This window comes from Thermus sp. (assembly GCF_037444525.1).
In the GTDB taxonomy this organism is placed as follows: domain Bacteria; phylum Deinococcota; class Deinococci; order Deinococcales; family Thermaceae; genus Thermus.
Map to the genome: position 1 here is coordinate 1 of NZ_JBBIMD010000055.1, position 15,573 is coordinate 15,573.

Below are 15,573 nucleotides of genomic sequence, written 5' to 3' on the forward strand. Positions count from 1 at the left end.
CGCCGCCGCAACAAACGTCAACGCCGCAGTCAACGTCGTCTTCCCGTGGTCCACGTGCCCAATCGTCCCCACGTTCACGTGAGGCTTCGTGCGGATAAACTCGCCCTTGGCCATCGCTGTCCTCCTTCTTTCTTGCACGCCAAAGCTGCCCTGGGGGTCACCAGGGCAGTCAAAAAAATGGAGCTCGCGGCCGGGCTCGAACCGGCGACCTCACCCTTACCAAGGGTGTGCTCTACCTGCTGAGCTACGCGAGCTCGTGGAGCGGGAGACGGGACTCGAACCCGCGACCCTCGGCTTGGGAAGCCGATGCTCTACCAACTGAGCTACTCCCGCATGGCGGTGTGCCGGGCACACCTTTTGGTGGGCAGGGCTGGATTCGAACCAGCGTAGGCTTGCGCCAACGGTTTTACAGACCGTCCCCTTTGGCCGCTCGGGCACCTGCCCACGCTCCCTTTTGGAGCCACCCAGGGGAGTTGAACCCCCAACCCCCCGATTACAAGTCGGGTGCTCTGCCGATTGAGCTAGGGTGGCGGGACCGGGGATGGGACCCTGTCCGAGGGTATAGGCTAGCACACCGGCCCCTTAGTGTCAAGATAAGGGCATGCGCATCGTACCTTTTGGGGCCGCTCGGGAGGTTACGGGAAGCTGCCACCTGCTCCTTGCGGAAGGGAAGCGGGTCCTTCTGGACTGTGGGATGTTCCAGCAGAAGGAGGAGCGGAACCGGGGGCCTTTGGGCTTTGATCCCAAAGGGTTGGACGCGGTGCTCCTCACCCACACCCACCTGGACCACGTGGGCCGGCTTCCCCGTCTCTTCCGGGAGGGCTACCGAGGCCCCGTCTACGCCACCCGGGCCACCCTTCTCCTCATGCGCATCGTTCTGGAAGACGCGTTACGGGTGATGGAGGAGCCTTTCTTTTCCGAGGAGGACCTCGAGGCCCTCTACGCGCACCTAAGGCCCCTGGAGTACGGGGAGTGGCTCCGACTGGACGGCCTAAGCTTCTCCTTCGGCCAGGCGGGGCACCTTCCGGGAAGCGCCTTCGTGGTGGCCCATGGGGAAGGGCGGACCCTGGTCTACAGCGGGGACCTGGGCAACCGGGAAAAGACCGTCCTCCCCGACCCTTCCCTGCCCCCGCCTGCCGACCTGGCGGTTTCGGAGGGCACCTACGGTGACCGGCCTCACCGCCCCTTTGCCGCCACGGTGACGGAGTTTCTGGAAATCCTGGAGCGGGTCCTGGGCCGGGGAGGAAAGGTCTTCATCCCCACCTTCGCCGTGGAGCGGGCGCAGGAAATCCTTTACCTCCTTTACCAAAACGGCCACCACCTGCCCCGGACCCCCATCTACCTGGACTCCCCCATGGCGGGCCGGGTGCTGGAGCTTTACCCCCGGCTGGTCTCCTACTTCAGCGAAGAGGTGCAGGCCCACTTCCTGAAAGGGCAGAACCCCTTCTGGCCTCGAGGCCTAGAGGTGGTGGAAAGCGTGGAGGAGTCCAAGGCCCTAAACCGGACCCCCGGGCCCATGGTGGTCCTGGCGGGCAGCGGCATGCTCCACGGGGGGCGGATCCTCCACCACCTGAAGCACGGCCTCCGGGACCCCAAAAACGCCCTGGTCTTTGTGGGCTACCAGCCCAGGGGAGGTCTAGGGGCGGAGATCATCGCCCGCCCAGAGCGGGTGAGCATCCTGGGGGAGTCCGTACCCCTAAAGGCGGAGGTCCACACCCTGGGCGGCTTCTCCGGGCATGCGGGGCAGGACGAGCTTCTGGACTGGCTTGCCGGCCAGAAGCGGGTGGTCCTGGTCCACGGGGAAGAGGAAAAGCTCCTGGCCCTGGGGAAGCTCTTGGCCCTCAGGGGGCAGGAGGTGAGCCTGGGGTCCTTTGGGGAAGAGGTTCCGGTCTGAAGCCCAGCCGCTCCAGGACCATACGGGTGGCGGGGCTCTTGTTCAGGGTATAGAAGTGCACGCCCTCCACCCCCGCCTCCAGCAGCTCGGCCACCTGGCGTGTGGCGTGCTCCACCCCGATCTCCAGGATGGCCTTGGGGTCTTGCTGGTGGCGCTCCAGCCGGGAGAGGAGGGGGCCTGGGATGCTGGCCCCGCAGACCTCGGTGAAGCGGCGGAGCTGCTGGTAGCTGGTGATGGGCATGATCCCGGGCAGGATGGGGATGGCGATGCCTGCGCGCCGGGCCCTTTCCAGAAAGCCAAAGTAGTGGGCGTTGTTGAAGAAGAGTTGGGTGATGGCGAAGTCCAGCCCCGCCTCCACCTTGGCCTTGAAGTGGCGGAGGTCGGCCTCGAGGCTCTCGCTTTCCGGGTGGCCCTCAGGGTAAGCCGCCCCCCCCACCGACAGGGCCTCCCCGTAGCGCTCCCGGATGAAGGCCACCAGCTCCGAGGCGTAGCGGAAGTCCTCGGGATGGGGAACAAAGACCCTTTGCCCCTGGGGCGGGTCCCCCCGGAGGGCCAGGACGTTCTCCACTCCCACCCCCACCAGGCCCTCCAACACCTCCCCCACCTCTTTCCGGCTCTGCCCCGCCACGGTGAGGTGGGCCAGGGCGTTTAAGCCCATCTCCAGAAGGCGCTTCGCCCAGGCCGCGCTCAGGGCGCGGGTGCTCCCCATGGCCCCGTAGGTGATGGAGACGAAGGCCGGACGGAAGGCCTTGAGCTCAGAAACAGTGCGGAAAAGGGCCTCCTCCCCTTCCTTCGTCTTGGGGGGGAAGAACTCAAAGGAGAAGAGGGGCCTGGGACCCTGACGGAGAAGGTCCCGTATTTTCATGCGCCCAAGTGTAGCCCCTCCCCCACCCCCGGTCAAGGGTGGCAGAATAAAGGTATGGTGGAAGTGCCCGAAATCCCCAAAGCGGAAGCCCTGGAGCTCCCTGCGGTGGAGACCGCCCTCATCGTGGTGGATATGCAAAACGATTTCGCCCATCCCCAAGGGGCCCTCTTCGTGCCCGACGCCCCCAAAAGCGTCCCCGCCATCCGGCACCTTTTGGAGAAGGCCCGGGCCAAGGGGGTGCGGGTGGTCTACACCCAAGACTGGCACCGGGAGGACGACCCGGAGTTTCGGATCTGGCCCCGGCACGCGGTGGCCGGCACCTGGGGAGCAGAGATCCTGGAAGAACTCCGGCCAGAACCGGGGGACCTGGTCATTCAGAAGGTCCGCTACGACGCCTTCTACGGCACCCCCCTGGACCACTACCTGCACCTATGGGGGGTGAAGCGGGTGGTGGTCACGGGCACCGTGGCCAACATCTGCGTCCTGCACACCGCGGGCTCCGCCGCCCTCCGCTGGTACGAGGTGGTCCTTCCCGAGGACGCCACCAGCGCCCTCACCCCCTTTGACCTCCAGGCCACCTTGCGCCAGGTGGCCTTCCTCTACCAAGGGAAGATCACCTGGGCGGAAGGGGTGCGCTTCGTCTGAGGGTGCCCTTGGCAGACCCTGGAATAATCCCCCTGGAAAGGGCCCCAAGCCTTGGGGAGCTGGCCCTCCTCCAAAGGGCCAAGGCCTTGGGCTTTCCCGTGGTCCCCACCTGGGCGGTGGCCCTGGAGGAGGAGTTCTACCGGCTCAACAACCTGCCCGAGCGGATAGAGAGGCTCTTCGCGGGGGTGTTTGGGGTGCGGGTGGATGAGGAAAGGCTCCTTTGGGCGGCGGAGGAGGCCCAAAGGAGTGTCCGGGAAAGCTACCTCCTGCCCGAAAGGGCGGAGGCCTTTCTGGAGGCCGTAAAGGGGCGGGGGCCCTTTGTGGTGCGCCCCCTGGGGGGGGGACCCCATCCGGCCCCCACGCCCCAGGAGGCCCTCTTCGCCCTCAAACGCCTCTGGGCAGGAGCCTTCCGGGTGGAGGCCATCCTGGAACGGCACCCCCGCCTCCTCCCTCCCTTCATCCCTTACCTGGTCCAGGAGGCGGGGGAGGTGGGGGAAGACCCTTTCTTTTCCCTGGAACTCTCCAAGGCCCTGGGGGAAAGGGTGGTGGTCTTCGCCCACCGGGGGGTGGTGGTGCGGATAGAGTGGGAGCATGGTGGATAGCCACGTCCACACCCCCCTGTGCGGCCACGCGGAGGGCGCGCCAGAGGAGTACCTCTTCCAGGCCCGCAAAAAGGGGCTAAGGGGGCTGGTCTTCACCGACCACAGCCCCATGCCTCCCTGGTACGACCCAGGAAGCCGCATGGGCCTCGCGGAGCTCCCCTTTTACCTCCTGGCCCTGGAACGGGTACGGGAGAAAAACCCGGACCTCTACGTGGGCATCGGCCTCGAGGCCGACTACCACCCGGGGACGGAGGCCTTCGTACGCCACCTCCTGAGGAGTTACCCCTTTGACTACGTTATCGGGAGCGTCCACTACCTGGGGGCCTGGCCCCTGGACCACCCCGACCACCAGGAGGAGTACGGCTGGCGAGACCTTAAGGAGATCTACCGGGCCTACTTCCAGGAGGTGGCCCAGGCAGCAAGGAGCGGCCTTTTCCACGCCATCGGCCACCTGGACCTGCCCAAGAAGTTCGGCCACCGCCTCCCTGAGGAGGCCCTTTTGGAGTTGGCGGAACCCGCCCTTAAGGCCATGGCCGAAGCGGGGCTTTTCCTAGACGTGAACACCGCGGGCCTGAGGAAGCCCGTGGAGGAAATCTACCCCGCCCCGGCCCTCCTCCGAAGGGCCCGGGAGATGGGCATCGGGGTGGTCCTGGGCTCGGACGCCCACGACCCCCTGGAGGTGGGCCACGCCTTCCCCGAAACGGGGCGCCTCCTCCTGGAAGCCGGCTACCGGGAAGCCCACTACTTCCGGGAGGGGAAGCCCGTGGCCTACCCCTTGGAGAGCGCCCGGTAGACCCGCTCCCGGTGGACCCCCAGGTCCAGGTCCTCCCTGGGCCTCGTAGGCCCGCACCGCGCCCACCAGGCCCTGGAAAGCCTCCGCGCAGGGGTCGGGGGCCGGGGCTTCCCATTCCATGAAGGTCACCCGTTCGTACTCGGGCCCGTAGGCGCTGGCCTCCCGTTCCTCGCAGTCCCGGTACGCCTTTAGGGCCTCTTCCACACTGCTTTAGGGCCTCCATAGGCACCCCCATGATAATATTATGCTAAGGTTTTCTGCTTCTAAATCTCAGGAGATGCCCCGGCACCGGCCCCTCCTGGAAGCGCTCCTCCCGCCAAGGATCCCCCCGCCAGTGGTAGCCGTGCCGCTCCCAGAAGCCCAGCTCCAGGTGGTCCAGAAGCTCTATGGCCCGCACCCACTTGGCGCTCTTCCAGGCGTAGAGGTGGGGCACGAGGAGGCGCACCGGCCCCCCCCGCTCCCGGGGGAGGGGCTTGCCGAAAAGGGTGTGGGCCAGGAGGGCATCCTCCCGCACGAGATCCTCCAGGAGAAGGTTGGTGGTGTAGCCCCCGTAGGCGTGGACCAAGGCGGCCACCGCCTCGGGCTTGGGCCGGGCCCTTTCCAAAAGGTCCTTCACCCTTACCCCCCCCCCAGGCCACGTCCAGGCGGCTCCAACGGGTGACGCAGTGGAAGTCCCGGGTGAGGTTCACCTGGCGCTCATGGAGGAGGTCCTGGTAGGTGAAGCGAAGGGGCGTTTCCACCAGGCCCCGGATCTCAAAGGTCCAGGTTTCTGGGGTGATGAGAGGCATTTCCCCGTAGGTGAGGATGGGAAAGCGCTCCGTGAGGACCTGGCCAGGAGGAACCCGCCCTTCCATGCCCCAAGCCTAGCGGAAGGCCTTTCGGGAAAGTGGGGCCCAGCTCACCCCTGGTAGCGGATGACCTCCACCTTCTCCAAGGTAACCAGGCCTTCCTTCATCATCCCCTCCAGCACAGGCAAAAAGGCCTGGATCTTGGCCTCCTCGTCCACGATCTCCACCATCACCGGCAGGTCCTCGGAGAGTTGGAGGATCTTGGCGGTGTGGATCTTGGAGTGGGCCCCGTAGCCCATGAAGCCCTTGAAAACCGTGGCCCCGGCGAGGCCCATGCGGCGGGCCTCGAGGACAATGGCCTCATAGAGGGGCCGCCCCCCGTGGCGGTCCGACTCGCCGATGAAGACCCTGAGAAGCTTGGCCTCCCCCTTGAGCCCCATACCCCTAGCCTACCAAGGCCCCGCCCAGCCGGTAGCCCAGGAAGACCATCAGAAAGCCCAGGAGGAGGCTCAAGCTGGCGTAGAGGAGGGCCTTGGCCCACTCCCCGCCCTGGACCAGGGCCAAAAGCTCGTAGCTGAAGGTGGAAAAGGTGGTAAACCCCCCCAAGACCCCCACCGCCAGGAAAAGCCGCCCCTCCCCGGAAAGAACCCCTTCCAGGGAAAACCGCAGGACCAGGCCGATGAAAAAGCTCCCCAGGAGGTTTACGAGGAGGGTGCTGTAGGGGAAGGAGGGCCCCCAAAGCCCTTGCACCCAGGCCCCAAGCCCATAGCGGAGCACCGAGCCCAAAGCCCCCCCCAAAGCCACTAGGAGGTAGCGCTCCATGGCCGGAGTATAGTGGTCCTCGTGCAGGGCAAGACCCTATCCCCTATCCTCACGGCCAAGGGCGTGCGCCTCGCGGTGGCCGTGGGCCGGTTCAACGAGCGGGTGACCAAGCTCCTTTTGGAAGGGGCCCTGGAGGCCTACGCCCGCCTCGGGGGGGACCCCAAGGAGGTCCTGGTGGTGTGGGTGCCGGGCTCCTTTGAGCTTCCCCTGGTGGCCAAGCGCCTGGCCCAGCGCCCCGACGTGGACGCGGTGGTGGCCTTGGGGGCGGTAATCCGGGGGGAGACCCCCCACTTTGAATACGTGGCCGCCCAGGCAGCGGGAGGGCTTATGCAGGCCATGCTCCAGACGGAAAAGCCCATCGTCTTCGGGGTCCTCACCACCAACACCTCAGAAGAAGCCCAGGAGCGCGCCGGCGGCAAGGCGGGGAACAAGGGGGCGGAGGCGGTCTTCACCGCCATAGAGATGGTGAAGCTCTTGGAGGCTATCGCCCGGTTATGAGGGCCCGGGCGTAGCGCAGGTGGAGGTAGAGGAAGCAGCCCAGGCAGAAGCCGAAGGCCAGGTTGATGCAGGCCAGGAGGGCCACGAGGAGGGCCAGGCCGTAGCCAAGCCCCTTAAGGCCCAGGAGTAGGGCCAAGGAGGCAAGGCCCAGGAAAACCGCCCCCAAGGAGCGGGCGAAGCGGTGGGGCCTTGGGTCCTCCTCCACGGGGGTTGGGGGAACCCGGAGGAGGCGCTTTAGGGCCACCATGAGGTCCCAGGGGGTGTGCTGGCTGGCCATCAGGAGGAAGAGGAGGAAGACCAGCCAAGGCCAGTCCATAAGGGCCGCCAGGGGGAGGAAAACCACCAGCAGGGCCTGGTTGAAGCGGAGCTGGTTCCGGTCCGTCCGCATAATCTTAGCATACACCTAAGCCTATGGAGATAAGGGGTATTTGGGCACACTTCCCTAGCAGAATGGGGGCATGGTTCCCCTCCTCACCACCCCCCTCCCCACCCCCCACGGCTTCACCACCCGGCTTGGGGGGGTCTCGGAGGGTCCCTTCTGGAGCCTAAACCTCTCCCCCGCCACCGGGGACGATCCCCTCAAGGTGGCCGAGAACCAGCGCCGGGTCCTCCTGGCCTTCGGGAACCCTAGGGTGGCCGCTCTCCGGCAGGTGCACGGCACCGTGGTCCACTGGGCGGAAGGCCCTGGGGTGTGGGAGGGAGATGGCCTCCTCACCCGGGAAAAGGGCCTCCTCCTCCGGGTGGGGGTGGCGGACTGCTACCCGGTCCTCCTCTGGCACCCTGGGGGGGCCGTGGGAGCCCTCCACGCGGGCTGGCGGGGGGTGGTGGGGGGAATCCTCCCCAAGGCCCTCGCCCTTTTGGAAGGAGCGGGGCTGGACCCTAGGAAGACCCACCTGGCCATCGGCCCCGGCATCGGGGGTGGGTGCTACCAGGTGGGGGAGGAGGTGGCGGAGCGCTTCCAAGAAGCTGGCCTCCCCACCTTCCGCCCCGATCCCCGCGCCCCGGGGAAGTACCTTCTGGACCTCGAGGCCGCCCTCCTCCTCCAGGCCCGGCGGGGGGGGATCCACGAGGGGCAGATCTACCGGGTGGGGCTTTGCACCCACTGCGAGCCCACCCTCTTCTCCCACCGCCGGGACCGGGGCAGGACGGGACGGATGTGGGGGCTCGTTCTTCTTTAAGCCCCTTGTAAGGGGGTGCGTGGCACAATAGGGGCATGCTCCGGCCCAAGGCCGCCCTTCCCTCCCTCCTCCACCTCACCCCCGCCTGGCTTCGGGAGCGGGGATTAAAGGGGGTCATCCTGGACCTGGACAACACCTTGCTCCCCTACGGGGAAGAGGAGGTGCCCGAGGCCCATCTGGCCTGGCTGGAGGAGCTTAGGAGGGCGGTGCCGGTCTACCTCCTCTCCAACGCCCTACCCGAGCGCTTTGCCCGCATCCAAAACAAGTTGGGCCTTCCCGGCCATGCCCCTGCCCTAAAGCCCTGGGCGGGCTTCAGGAAGGCCCTAAAGGCCCTAGGCCTCCCCGCGCGGGAGGTGGCGGTGGTGGGGGACCAGGTCTTCACGGACATCCTGGGTGGGAACCTTCTTGGGGCCTACACGGTCCTGGTCCCCCCTCTTCGGGAGCAGGAGTTCTTTTACACCCGTTTCATACGGCTATTGGAAACTCCATTTAGAAGACCCTGGGAGGGCACGGAACCATGAGCGTCTTGACCATCGGCGATAAACGGCTAGGGGCCATCCTCCTGGACGCGGGCCTCCTCACGGACGAGGAGCTCCAGATGGCCCTGGAGCGGCACCGGGAGGTGGGGGGATCCCTGGCGGAGGTCATCGTGGACATGGGCCTCCTCTCCGAGCGCCGCATCGCCCAGGCCATAGAGGACCACTTCGGCATCCCCCTGGTGGAGCTCCACACCCTGGAGATCCCCCCCAGGGCCCGGGCCCTGCTCCCCGCGGAGAAGGCCAAGGAGCTCCAGGCCATCCCCTTCGCCCTGGACGAGGAGGCGGGCGTGGTGCGGGTGGCCTTCGTAAACCCCCTGGACACCCTGGCCCTAGAGGAGGTGGAGGACCTCACCGGCCTGGTGGTGGAACCCTACCAGACCACCAAGAGCAGTTTCCTCTATGCTCTGGCCAAGGCCTACCCCGAGCTCGGCCTCCCCGTACCCCCACCCCCCTCAGGGCCCAGCTGGGAGGAGATGCGCCTGGGGGAGCTGTTGGTGGCGAAGGGGCTCATCGGCCGGGAAACCTTAGAAGAGGCCTTGGTGGAACAGGAGAAAACAGGGGACCTCCTGGGGCGGATCCTGGTGCGAAAGGGGCTGGACGAGAAGACCCTCTACCGGGTCCTGGCGGAGCAGAACGGCCTGGAGTTCCTGGAGGACACCGCAGGGCTTACCCCCTCCCCTGAGGCCAACCGACTCCTCCTCCGCTCCGATGCCCTCCGCTACGGGGCGGTGCCAGTGGGGCTTAGGGACGGCAAGGTGGAGGTAATCCTCTCCGACCCCCGGCACAAGGCCCAGGTGGAGGAGCTCTTGGGCCGGCCCGCCCGCTTCTACCTCACCCTCCCCAAGGCTTGGGAAGCCCTCTTCCACCGCGCCTACCCGGAAAAGGGGCGGCTCGGGGAGGTGCTGGTCCAGGAAGGCAAGCTCTCCCGGGAGGCCCTAAAAGAGGCCCTGGCGGTCCAGGAAACCCTCCCCAAGGCCAAGCCCCTGGGGGAGATCCTGGTGGAGCTAGGCCTGGTCCGCCCCGAGGACGTGGAGGAGGCCCTCAAGAAACAGCGGCAGGGGGGAGGCCGCCTCGAGGACACCCTGGTCCAGTCAGGGAAGCTCAAGCCCGAGGCCCTAGCCCAGGCCATTGCCGCCCAAACGGGCTACCGCTACGTAGACCCAAGGGAAGAACCCCCAGACCCCAGTCTCAAGGGCCTCCTGCCAGTGGAGGAGATGAAGCGCTACGGGGTCTACCCCCACCGGGTGGAGGGGCAGACCCTCTACCTCCTCATGCGGGACCCCAGGAACACATTTGCCTACGACACCGTAGGCCAGATCCTGAGGCTTAAGGGGATGAACTACAAGATCCAGCCCCTGGTAGCCACCGAGGAGGCCATCGCCAGGCTCATAGAGGGTAGCCAAAGCCTGGATCTGGAAAAGGAGTTTACCTTCCAGGAAGAGGAGGAAGAAGAACCCGAACCCACCACAATAGGGGACGAGTCAGAAGCACAAAAGCTCTTCCGCCAGGTGGTCCGGGAGGCCTACCTGAAAGAAGCCTCGGACATCCACATCGAGCCCCGGCCAAGAGAATTCCTCATCCGTATGCGGATCGATGGCGCCTTGCGCACCTATACGACCCTTTCGCGGAGCTTTCTCCCGTCCCTCATCAACGTGATCAAGACCCGGGCCGGGCTGGACATCGCCGAAAAGCGCCTTCCCCAGGACGGACGCATCCGCTACCGGGATGGAAGCATCCTGGTGGACCTCCGCCTTTCCACCCTGCCCACGGTCTACGGGGAGAAGGCGGTGATGCGCCTTCTCAAGAAGGCCTCAGACATCCCCGAGATTGAGGAACTCGGGTTTGCCCCCGGGGTCTTCGAGCGCTTCAAGGAGGTGATCAGCAAGCCCTACGGGATCTTCCTCATCACCGGGCCCACAGGGTCGGGGAAGAGCTTCACCACCTTCTCCATCCTGAAGCGCATCGCCACCCCCGACAAGAACACCCAGACCATTGAGGACCCCGTGGAGTACGAGATCCCGGGCATCAACCAGACCCAGGTCAACCCCCAGGCCGGGCTCACCTTCGCCCGCGCGCTTAGGGCCTTCCTGCGGCAGGACCCAGACATCATCATGGTGGGGGAGATCCGGGACTCGGAAACCGCCAAGATCGCCACTGAAGCTGCCCTCACCGGCCACCTGGTCATCGCCACCCTGCACACCAACGATGCCGCCCAGGCCATCACCCGCCTGGAAGAGATGGGGGTGGAGCTCTTTAACATCTCCGCGGCCCTCATCGGGGTGCTCTCCCAGAGGTTGGTGCGCAAGGTGTGCGATGGGTGCAAGACCGAGATCACCCCCGACCCCGAGGCCCTAAGGCGCCTGGGCCTTTCCGAGGAGGACATCCGGGGGGCCAAGCTCTACAAGGGCCTGGGGTGCGAGCGGTGCGGGGGCACAGGCTATAGGGGCCGCTACGCCATCCACGAGCTTCTGGTGGTGGACGACGAGATCCGCCACGCCATCGCGGCGGGGAAGCCGGCCACGGAGATCAAGGAGATCGCCCGGAAAAAGGGCATGAAGACCTTGCGAGAAGACGGGATTTACAAGGCCCTCCAGGGGATCACCACCCTCGAGGAGGTCCTGGCGCGTACCATTGAGTAAAGGGGTGCACCATGCCGAAAGCACCGGACATCGTAGACCTGCTTTCCCTGGCCGTGGAGCGGGGAGCCAGCGACCTGGTCATCACCGTGGGCCTTCCGCCCATGATCAAGGTGGACGGGGAGTTCCACCCCACGGAGTACGAGCCCCTGACCCCTCAGGAGACCCGCCGCCTCATGTACGCCCTCATGGACGAGAAGCAGCAGCGGGTCTTTGAGGAGGAGAAGGAGCTGGACTTCTCCTTTAGCCTCCCGGGCAAGGGGCGCTACCGGGTGAACGTCTTCCTCCAACGGGGGAGCGTGGGGGGGGTCTTGCGGGTGGTGCCCGCCACCATCAAGAGCTTTGAGGAACTGGGCCTGCCCAAGGCCATCGCCGACATCGCCCTAAGCCCCAGGGGCCTGGTCCTGGTCACGGGGCCTACGGGTAGCGGCAAAAGCACCACCTTGGCCTCCATGATTGACTACATCAACGAGCGCAAGCCCGTGCACATCGTGACCATAGAGGACCCCATAGAGTTCTTCCACCGCCACAAAAAGGCCATCATCAACCAGCGGGAAATCGGCTCGGACACCCACGGCTTCCACAAGGCCCTAAGGAGCGTGCTCCGCCAGGCCCCAGACGTGATCCTGGTGGGGGAGATGCGGGACTACGAGACCATCGCCGCGGCCATCACCGCCGCGGAGACCGGCCACCTGGTCATGGGGACCCTGCACACCAACTCCGCCCCCGAGACCATAGACCGCATCATTGACGTCTTCCCCGAGAACCAACAGGAGCAGGTAAAGGTGCAGCTTTCCAATAACCTGGTGGCCGTGCTCACCCAGCAACTTTTGCCCAAGGCCTTTGGAGGCGGCCGGGTCCTGGCCTACGAGCTCATGATCGCCACCCCCGCGGTGAGGGCCCTCATCCGCGAGGGGAAGAGCCACCAACTCAGGAGCGTGATCCAGACCGGCGGGCAGTACGGGATGATCACCATGGACGCCTGCCTTGCGGACCTCTACAAGCGCAAGCTCATCACCTACGAGATGGGCCTGGCCCGGGCGGTGGACCCCAAGGAGTTCATGCGCCTAGCGGGGGTGGGGGAAAAGGAGGTCCGGCCTAGGTGATCCGGTAAACTGGGCCCATGTGGGGTGAGGCCACCGGCCCCCTCGAGGCGGTCATCGGCCTCGAGGTGCACCTTCAACTCAAGACCCGGACCAAGATCTTCTGCGGCTGCCCCGCGGACCCTTTCGGCACCCCGCCTAACAGCCAGGTCTGCCCGGTCTGCCTAGGCCTTCCGGGGACCCTGCCCGTGGCGAATGAGGAGGCCCTAAACCTGGGCCTCATGCTGGCACTGGCCCTCGGGGCCCGGGTGCCCGATCGGCTCCTCTTCCACCGCAAGAACTACTTCTACCCCGACCTCCCCAAGAACTACCAGATCAGCCAGTACACCCTGCCCCTGGGCCAGGGAGGGGCGCTTCCCTTGGGGGAAAGGGCGGTGCGCATCCGCAGACTCCACCTGGAGGAGGACGCGGGGAAAAGCCTCCACCTGGAGGACCGCACCCTTCTAGACCTCAACCGGGCAGGCACCCCCTTGATTGAGCTCGTCACCGAGCCCGACCTAAAGACCCCCGAGGAGGCCCGGCTCTTCCTCCAAAGGATCCAGGCCCTGGCCCAGACCCTTGGGGTCTCCGAGGCTAGCCCCGAGGAGGGCAAGATGCGGGCCGACGTCAACGTCTCCCTGCGCCGCCCGGGGGAGCCCCTGGGCACCAAGGTGGAGATCAAGAACCTGAACTCCTTCAAGAGCGTGCAAAGGGCCCTGGAGTACGAGATCCGCCGCCAGACGGAGATCCTAAGGCGGGGCGAGCGGGTGAAGCAGGCCACCATGGGCTTTGAGGAGGGAAGCGGCAAGACCTACCCCATGCGCACCAAGGAGGAGGAGGCGGACTACCGCTACTTCCCCGAGCCCGACCTGCCCCCGGTGGCCATCCGGGAGGAGCGGCTCCTCGAGGTCCAAGCCCGTATGCCCGAGCTCCCCTGGGCCAAGGAGGCCCGCTACCTGGCCTTGGGCCTACGGCCCCAAGAGGCGGAGGCCCTGGCCTACACCCCAAGCCTCGCCCGCTTCTTTGACCAGGCCTTGGCCCTCTGCCTTGCCACCCCCAAGACCCTGGCCAACTGGCTCCTGGCGGACGTGGTGGGGCTTTTAAACGAACGGGGCCTCGCCCTGGAAAAGACCCGCCTCACCCCGGAGAACCTGAGCCGGCTTTTGGCCCTCTTTGAGCGGGGGGAGATCACCAGCCGGGTGGCCAAGGCCCTTCTTCCCGAGGTCCTGGAAGGCGAGGACCCCGAGGCCTTGGTGCGGGCCCGGGGGCTTGGGGTGGTGGCGGACGAGGAGGCCCTGAAAAGGGTAGTGGAGGAGGCCCTAAGCGCCCTCCCTGAAGCGGCCAAGAGCGTGCAGGAAGGCAAGCTCAAGGCCCTGGACGCCCTCTTGGGCTACGTGATGCGCAAAACCCGGGGCCAGGCCAAGCCCGAGCTGGTGCGCCGCCTCCTCCAAGAAGCCCTTGGGGTAGGATAGGGCCGTGCGGTACGAGGACGCAGGCGTCCACATTGAGGCCAAGGCCGATGCCCTACGGGGAGCCCGGGAAGCCCTGGAGGCCACCTATACCCCCGAGGTCTTAAGGGGCCTTGGGGCTTTTGGGGGGCTATGGGACGCGGGGAAGCTGAAGGGGATGGACCACCCGGTCCTGGTGGCCACCACGGACGGGGTGGGGACCAAGACCCTCCTGGCCCTAAGGGTAGGGGACGTCTCCGGCCTCGGGTTTGACCTGGTGAACCACTCCGTGAACGACCTCCTCTGCCAGGGGGCGGAGCCCCTCTTCTTCCTGGACTACCTGGCAGCAAGCCGCCTGGAGCCCGAGATCCTTTCCGACCTCCTCCGCTCCCTGGCCGAGGCCTGCCGGGCCCAGGGCATCCCCCTTCTAGGGGGCGAGACCGCGGAGATGCCCGGGGTCTACCGGGAAGGGGCCTGGGACGTGGTGGGGACCCTGGTGGGGGTGGTGGAGCGGACGGCCATCCTGGGCCCCGAACGGGTGCGGGAAGGGGATGCCATCCTGGCCCTCCCCTCTTCGGGCCCCCACACCAACGGGTATAGCCTCATCCGCCGGCTGGTGGAGGGGTTGGACCTCGAGGCCCCCCTCCCCGAGCTCGGGGAGAGCCTGAAAGCGGCCCTCCTCCGGCCTCACCGGGCCTACCTGCGGGAGTTTAGAACCCTGAAGGCCCAGGGGGTGGAGGTCCACGCCATCGCCCACATCACCGGGGGCGGGGTGTACGAGAACCTACCCCGGGCCCTCCCAGAGGGCCTAGGGGCGGAGATCCAAAGGGGCACCTGGCCCATCCCCCCCGTCTTCCCCTACCTCCAAAGCCTAGGGCAGATCCCCGAAGAGGAGATGTACCGGGTCTTCAACATGGGCCTTGGTCTCCTCCTCCTCCTGCCCGAAGGGGAGGCCGAGCGGGCCATGAGGCTGGTGAAAGCCTACCGGGTAGGCTGGGTGGTCCCGGGGCAGGGTGTGCGCCTCGTATGAAAGAGCTCTGGCTGATCCGGCACGGGGAAACGGAGTGGAACGTACAAAAACGCTTCCAAGGCCACCTGGATATCCCCCTTTCCCCCAGGGGCATCGGCCAGGCCTTCCGCCTAGCCGAACGTCTGGCCCGAAGCCAACAGGGTTTTGACGGCCTCTACGCCTCCGATCTCCGACGGGCCCGGGAGACCGCAGAACCCCTGGCCCAGGTCCTGAACCTCCCCCTCAAGACGAGCCCCCTCCTCCGAGAGATCCACGTGGGGGAGCTGGCGGGGCTGACCCGCCAGGAAGCCGAGGCCCGCTTCCCCCACTTCTTCCGGCAGGCCGCCGCCGACCCCTGGAACGCCCGCCGCCCTGGGGGAGAGAGCATGGCCGAACTGGCGGAGCGCTTCCAAGCCTTCGTGGAGAGCCTCCCCCCTGGACGGCACCTCCTGGTCACCCACGGTGGGGTAATCCGGGCAGCCCTCAAGCTCGCCCTGGACCTTCCGGGGGAAACCTGGCGCAGGTTCCACATCCAGAACACCTCCATCACCCGCCTCCTCCACCCCGAAGGGGAGGTGATCACCGTGGGGGACGCCGCTCACCTGGAAACCTGGGCCGACTGGCTTTCCGACGAAAGCCTTAAATAAAAAGCCCCCCAGGTTTAAGCCTGGGGGGCCATGGTGGAGCGGGAGACGGGACTTGAACCCGCGACCCCGACCTTGGCAAGGTCGTGCTCTACCAACTGAGCTACTCCCGCAAAATCAAAATCCCCCG

At 66.4% G+C, this 15,573-nt stretch carries 17 protein-coding genes, 5 tRNA genes and 2 pseudogenes; 12 read left to right on the top strand and 12 right to left on the bottom strand.

Annotated elements, in window-relative coordinates; genetic code table 11:
- The 5 genes from WKI94_RS09085 to WKI94_RS09105 form a co-directional block, all read right to left on the bottom strand.
- On the bottom strand, positions 1-114 hold a 114-nt coding region (locus tag WKI94_RS09085; protein WP_337844550.1), incomplete at its 3' end, for a GTP-binding protein.
- 64 nt (positions 115-178) lie between these two features.
- A tRNA-Thr gene (locus WKI94_RS09090) sits at positions 179-254 on the bottom strand.
- 3 nt (positions 255-257) lie between these two features.
- Positions 258-333, bottom strand: a tRNA-Gly gene (locus tag WKI94_RS09095).
- 25 nt (positions 334-358) lie between these two features.
- Positions 359-444: transfer RNA gene (locus WKI94_RS09100), tRNA-Tyr, on the bottom strand.
- Between the two features lie 11 nt (positions 445-455).
- A tRNA-Thr gene (locus tag WKI94_RS09105) sits at positions 456-531 on the bottom strand.
- A gap of 70 nt (positions 532-601) precedes the next feature.
- On the opposite strand from WKI94_RS09105, the gene WKI94_RS09110 reads away from it, so the two are divergent.
- On the top strand, positions 602-1,894 hold the full coding sequence (locus tag WKI94_RS09110) for an MBL fold metallo-hydrolase (protein ID WP_337845437.1): 1,293 nt from the start codon (positions 602-604) through the stop codon (positions 1,892-1,894).
- Here WKI94_RS09110 and metF read toward each other — a convergent pair.
- The gene (metF, locus tag WKI94_RS09115; protein ID WP_337845438.1) at positions 1,842-2,759 is read right to left on the bottom strand and encodes a methylenetetrahydrofolate reductase [NAD(P)H]; all 918 of its coding nucleotides are present in this window, start codon (positions 2,757-2,759) and stop codon (positions 1,842-1,844) included. The genes WKI94_RS09110 and metF overlap by 53 nt on opposite strands.
- A gap of 54 nt (positions 2,760-2,813) precedes the next feature.
- Here metF and WKI94_RS09120 point away from each other — a divergent pair, with 54 nt between their 5' ends.
- From WKI94_RS09120 to WKI94_RS09130, 3 genes are read left to right on the top strand one after another with little or no spacing between them, the layout of a single operon-like run.
- On the top strand, positions 2,814-3,404 hold the full coding sequence (locus tag WKI94_RS09120; protein ID WP_337845439.1) for a nicotinamidase: 591 nt from the start codon (positions 2,814-2,816) through the stop codon (positions 3,402-3,404).
- An 8-nt stretch (positions 3,405-3,412) separates the two neighbouring features.
- Positions 3,413-4,006 carry a hypothetical protein gene (locus WKI94_RS09125; protein ID WP_337845452.1) on the top strand — a complete coding sequence of 198 codons (594 nt, stop codon included), beginning with the start codon at positions 3,413-3,415 and terminating at the stop codon, positions 4,004-4,006.
- The gene (locus WKI94_RS09130) at positions 3,996-4,799 is read left to right on the top strand and encodes a histidinol-phosphatase HisJ family protein (protein WP_337845440.1); all 804 of its coding nucleotides are present in this window, start codon (positions 3,996-3,998) and stop codon (positions 4,797-4,799) included. Before WKI94_RS09125 ends, WKI94_RS09130 begins: the two co-directional genes overlap by 11 nt.
- Here the strand turns inward: WKI94_RS09130 and WKI94_RS09135 are convergent.
- From WKI94_RS09135 to crcB, 4 genes and pseudogenes are all read right to left on the bottom strand, one after another.
- Positions 4,775-5,003 (bottom strand): annotated as a pseudogene (locus WKI94_RS09135) (hypothetical protein). The gene WKI94_RS09130 and the pseudogene WKI94_RS09135 overlap by 25 nt on opposite strands.
- A gap of 43 nt (positions 5,004-5,046) precedes the next feature.
- Positions 5,047-5,653 (bottom strand): annotated as a pseudogene (locus WKI94_RS09140) (sulfite oxidase-like oxidoreductase).
- 44 nt (positions 5,654-5,697) lie between these two features.
- A complete protein-coding gene (locus tag WKI94_RS09145) occupies positions 5,698-6,027 on the bottom strand; it encodes a DUF190 domain-containing protein (protein WP_337845441.1) in 330 nt (109 codons plus the stop codon).
- Between the two features lie 4 nt (positions 6,028-6,031).
- Positions 6,032-6,409 (bottom strand): fluoride efflux transporter CrcB, encoded by a 378-nt coding sequence (crcB, locus tag WKI94_RS09150; RefSeq protein ID WP_337845442.1) that lies wholly within the window; start codon positions 6,407-6,409, stop codon positions 6,032-6,034.
- Positions 6,410-6,430: 21 nt separating this feature from the next.
- On the opposite strand from crcB, the gene ribH reads away from it, so the two are divergent.
- Entirely contained in the window at positions 6,431-6,907 is a 477-nt protein-coding gene (ribH, locus tag WKI94_RS09155) for a 6,7-dimethyl-8-ribityllumazine synthase (protein WP_337845443.1), read from the top strand.
- Here ribH and WKI94_RS09160 read toward each other — a convergent pair.
- Positions 6,891-7,295 carry a DUF4395 domain-containing protein gene (locus WKI94_RS09160; protein WP_337845444.1) on the bottom strand — a complete coding sequence of 135 codons (405 nt, stop codon included), beginning with the start codon at positions 7,293-7,295 and terminating at the stop codon, positions 6,891-6,893. The two genes, ribH and WKI94_RS09160, sit on opposite strands and share 17 nt — an antisense overlap.
- A 70-nt stretch (positions 7,296-7,365) precedes the next feature.
- On the opposite strand from WKI94_RS09160, the gene pgeF reads away from it, so the two are divergent.
- From pgeF to WKI94_RS09195, 7 genes are read left to right on the top strand one after another with little or no spacing between them, the layout of a single operon-like run.
- Positions 7,366-8,085, top strand: a complete 720-nt coding sequence (gene pgeF, locus WKI94_RS09165; protein ID WP_337845445.1) for a peptidoglycan editing factor PgeF — start codon at positions 7,366-7,368, stop codon at positions 8,083-8,085.
- Positions 8,086-8,120: 35 nt separating this feature from the next.
- Positions 8,121-8,606 (top strand): YqeG family HAD IIIA-type phosphatase, encoded by a 486-nt coding sequence (locus WKI94_RS09170; protein ID WP_337845446.1) that lies wholly within the window; start codon positions 8,121-8,123, stop codon positions 8,604-8,606.
- Positions 8,603-11,263: a type IV pilus assembly ATPase PilB gene (gene pilB / locus WKI94_RS09175; protein ID WP_337845447.1), complete on the top strand. Its 2,661-nt coding sequence runs from the start codon at positions 8,603-8,605 to the stop codon at positions 11,261-11,263. The genes WKI94_RS09170 and pilB overlap by 4 nt, the downstream gene beginning before the upstream one ends.
- A gap of 11 nt (positions 11,264-11,274) precedes the next feature.
- Positions 11,275-12,366: a type IV pilus twitching motility protein PilT gene (locus WKI94_RS09180; protein ID WP_337845448.1), complete on the top strand. Its 1,092-nt coding sequence runs from the start codon at positions 11,275-11,277 to the stop codon at positions 12,364-12,366.
- A 17-nt stretch (positions 12,367-12,383) separates the two neighbouring features.
- The gene (gene gatB / locus WKI94_RS09185; RefSeq protein WP_337845449.1) at positions 12,384-13,814 is read left to right on the top strand and encodes an Asp-tRNA(Asn)/Glu-tRNA(Gln) amidotransferase subunit GatB; all 1,431 of its coding nucleotides are present in this window, start codon (positions 12,384-12,386) and stop codon (positions 13,812-13,814) included.
- A 4-nt stretch (positions 13,815-13,818) separates the two neighbouring features.
- Complete coding sequence (gene purM, locus WKI94_RS09190; protein ID WP_337845450.1) at positions 13,819-14,820, top strand: phosphoribosylformylglycinamidine cyclo-ligase; 1,002 nt, start codon at positions 13,819-13,821, stop codon at positions 14,818-14,820.
- On the top strand, positions 14,817-15,446 hold the full coding sequence (locus tag WKI94_RS09195) for a histidine phosphatase family protein (RefSeq protein WP_337845451.1): 630 nt from the start codon (positions 14,817-14,819) through the stop codon (positions 15,444-15,446). Before purM ends, WKI94_RS09195 begins: the two co-directional genes overlap by 4 nt.
- A 34-nt stretch (positions 15,447-15,480) precedes the next feature.
- Here the strand turns inward: WKI94_RS09195 and WKI94_RS09200 are convergent.
- Positions 15,481-15,556 (bottom strand) — tRNA-Gly (locus WKI94_RS09200).
- Positions 15,557-15,573 lie beyond the last annotated feature (17 nt).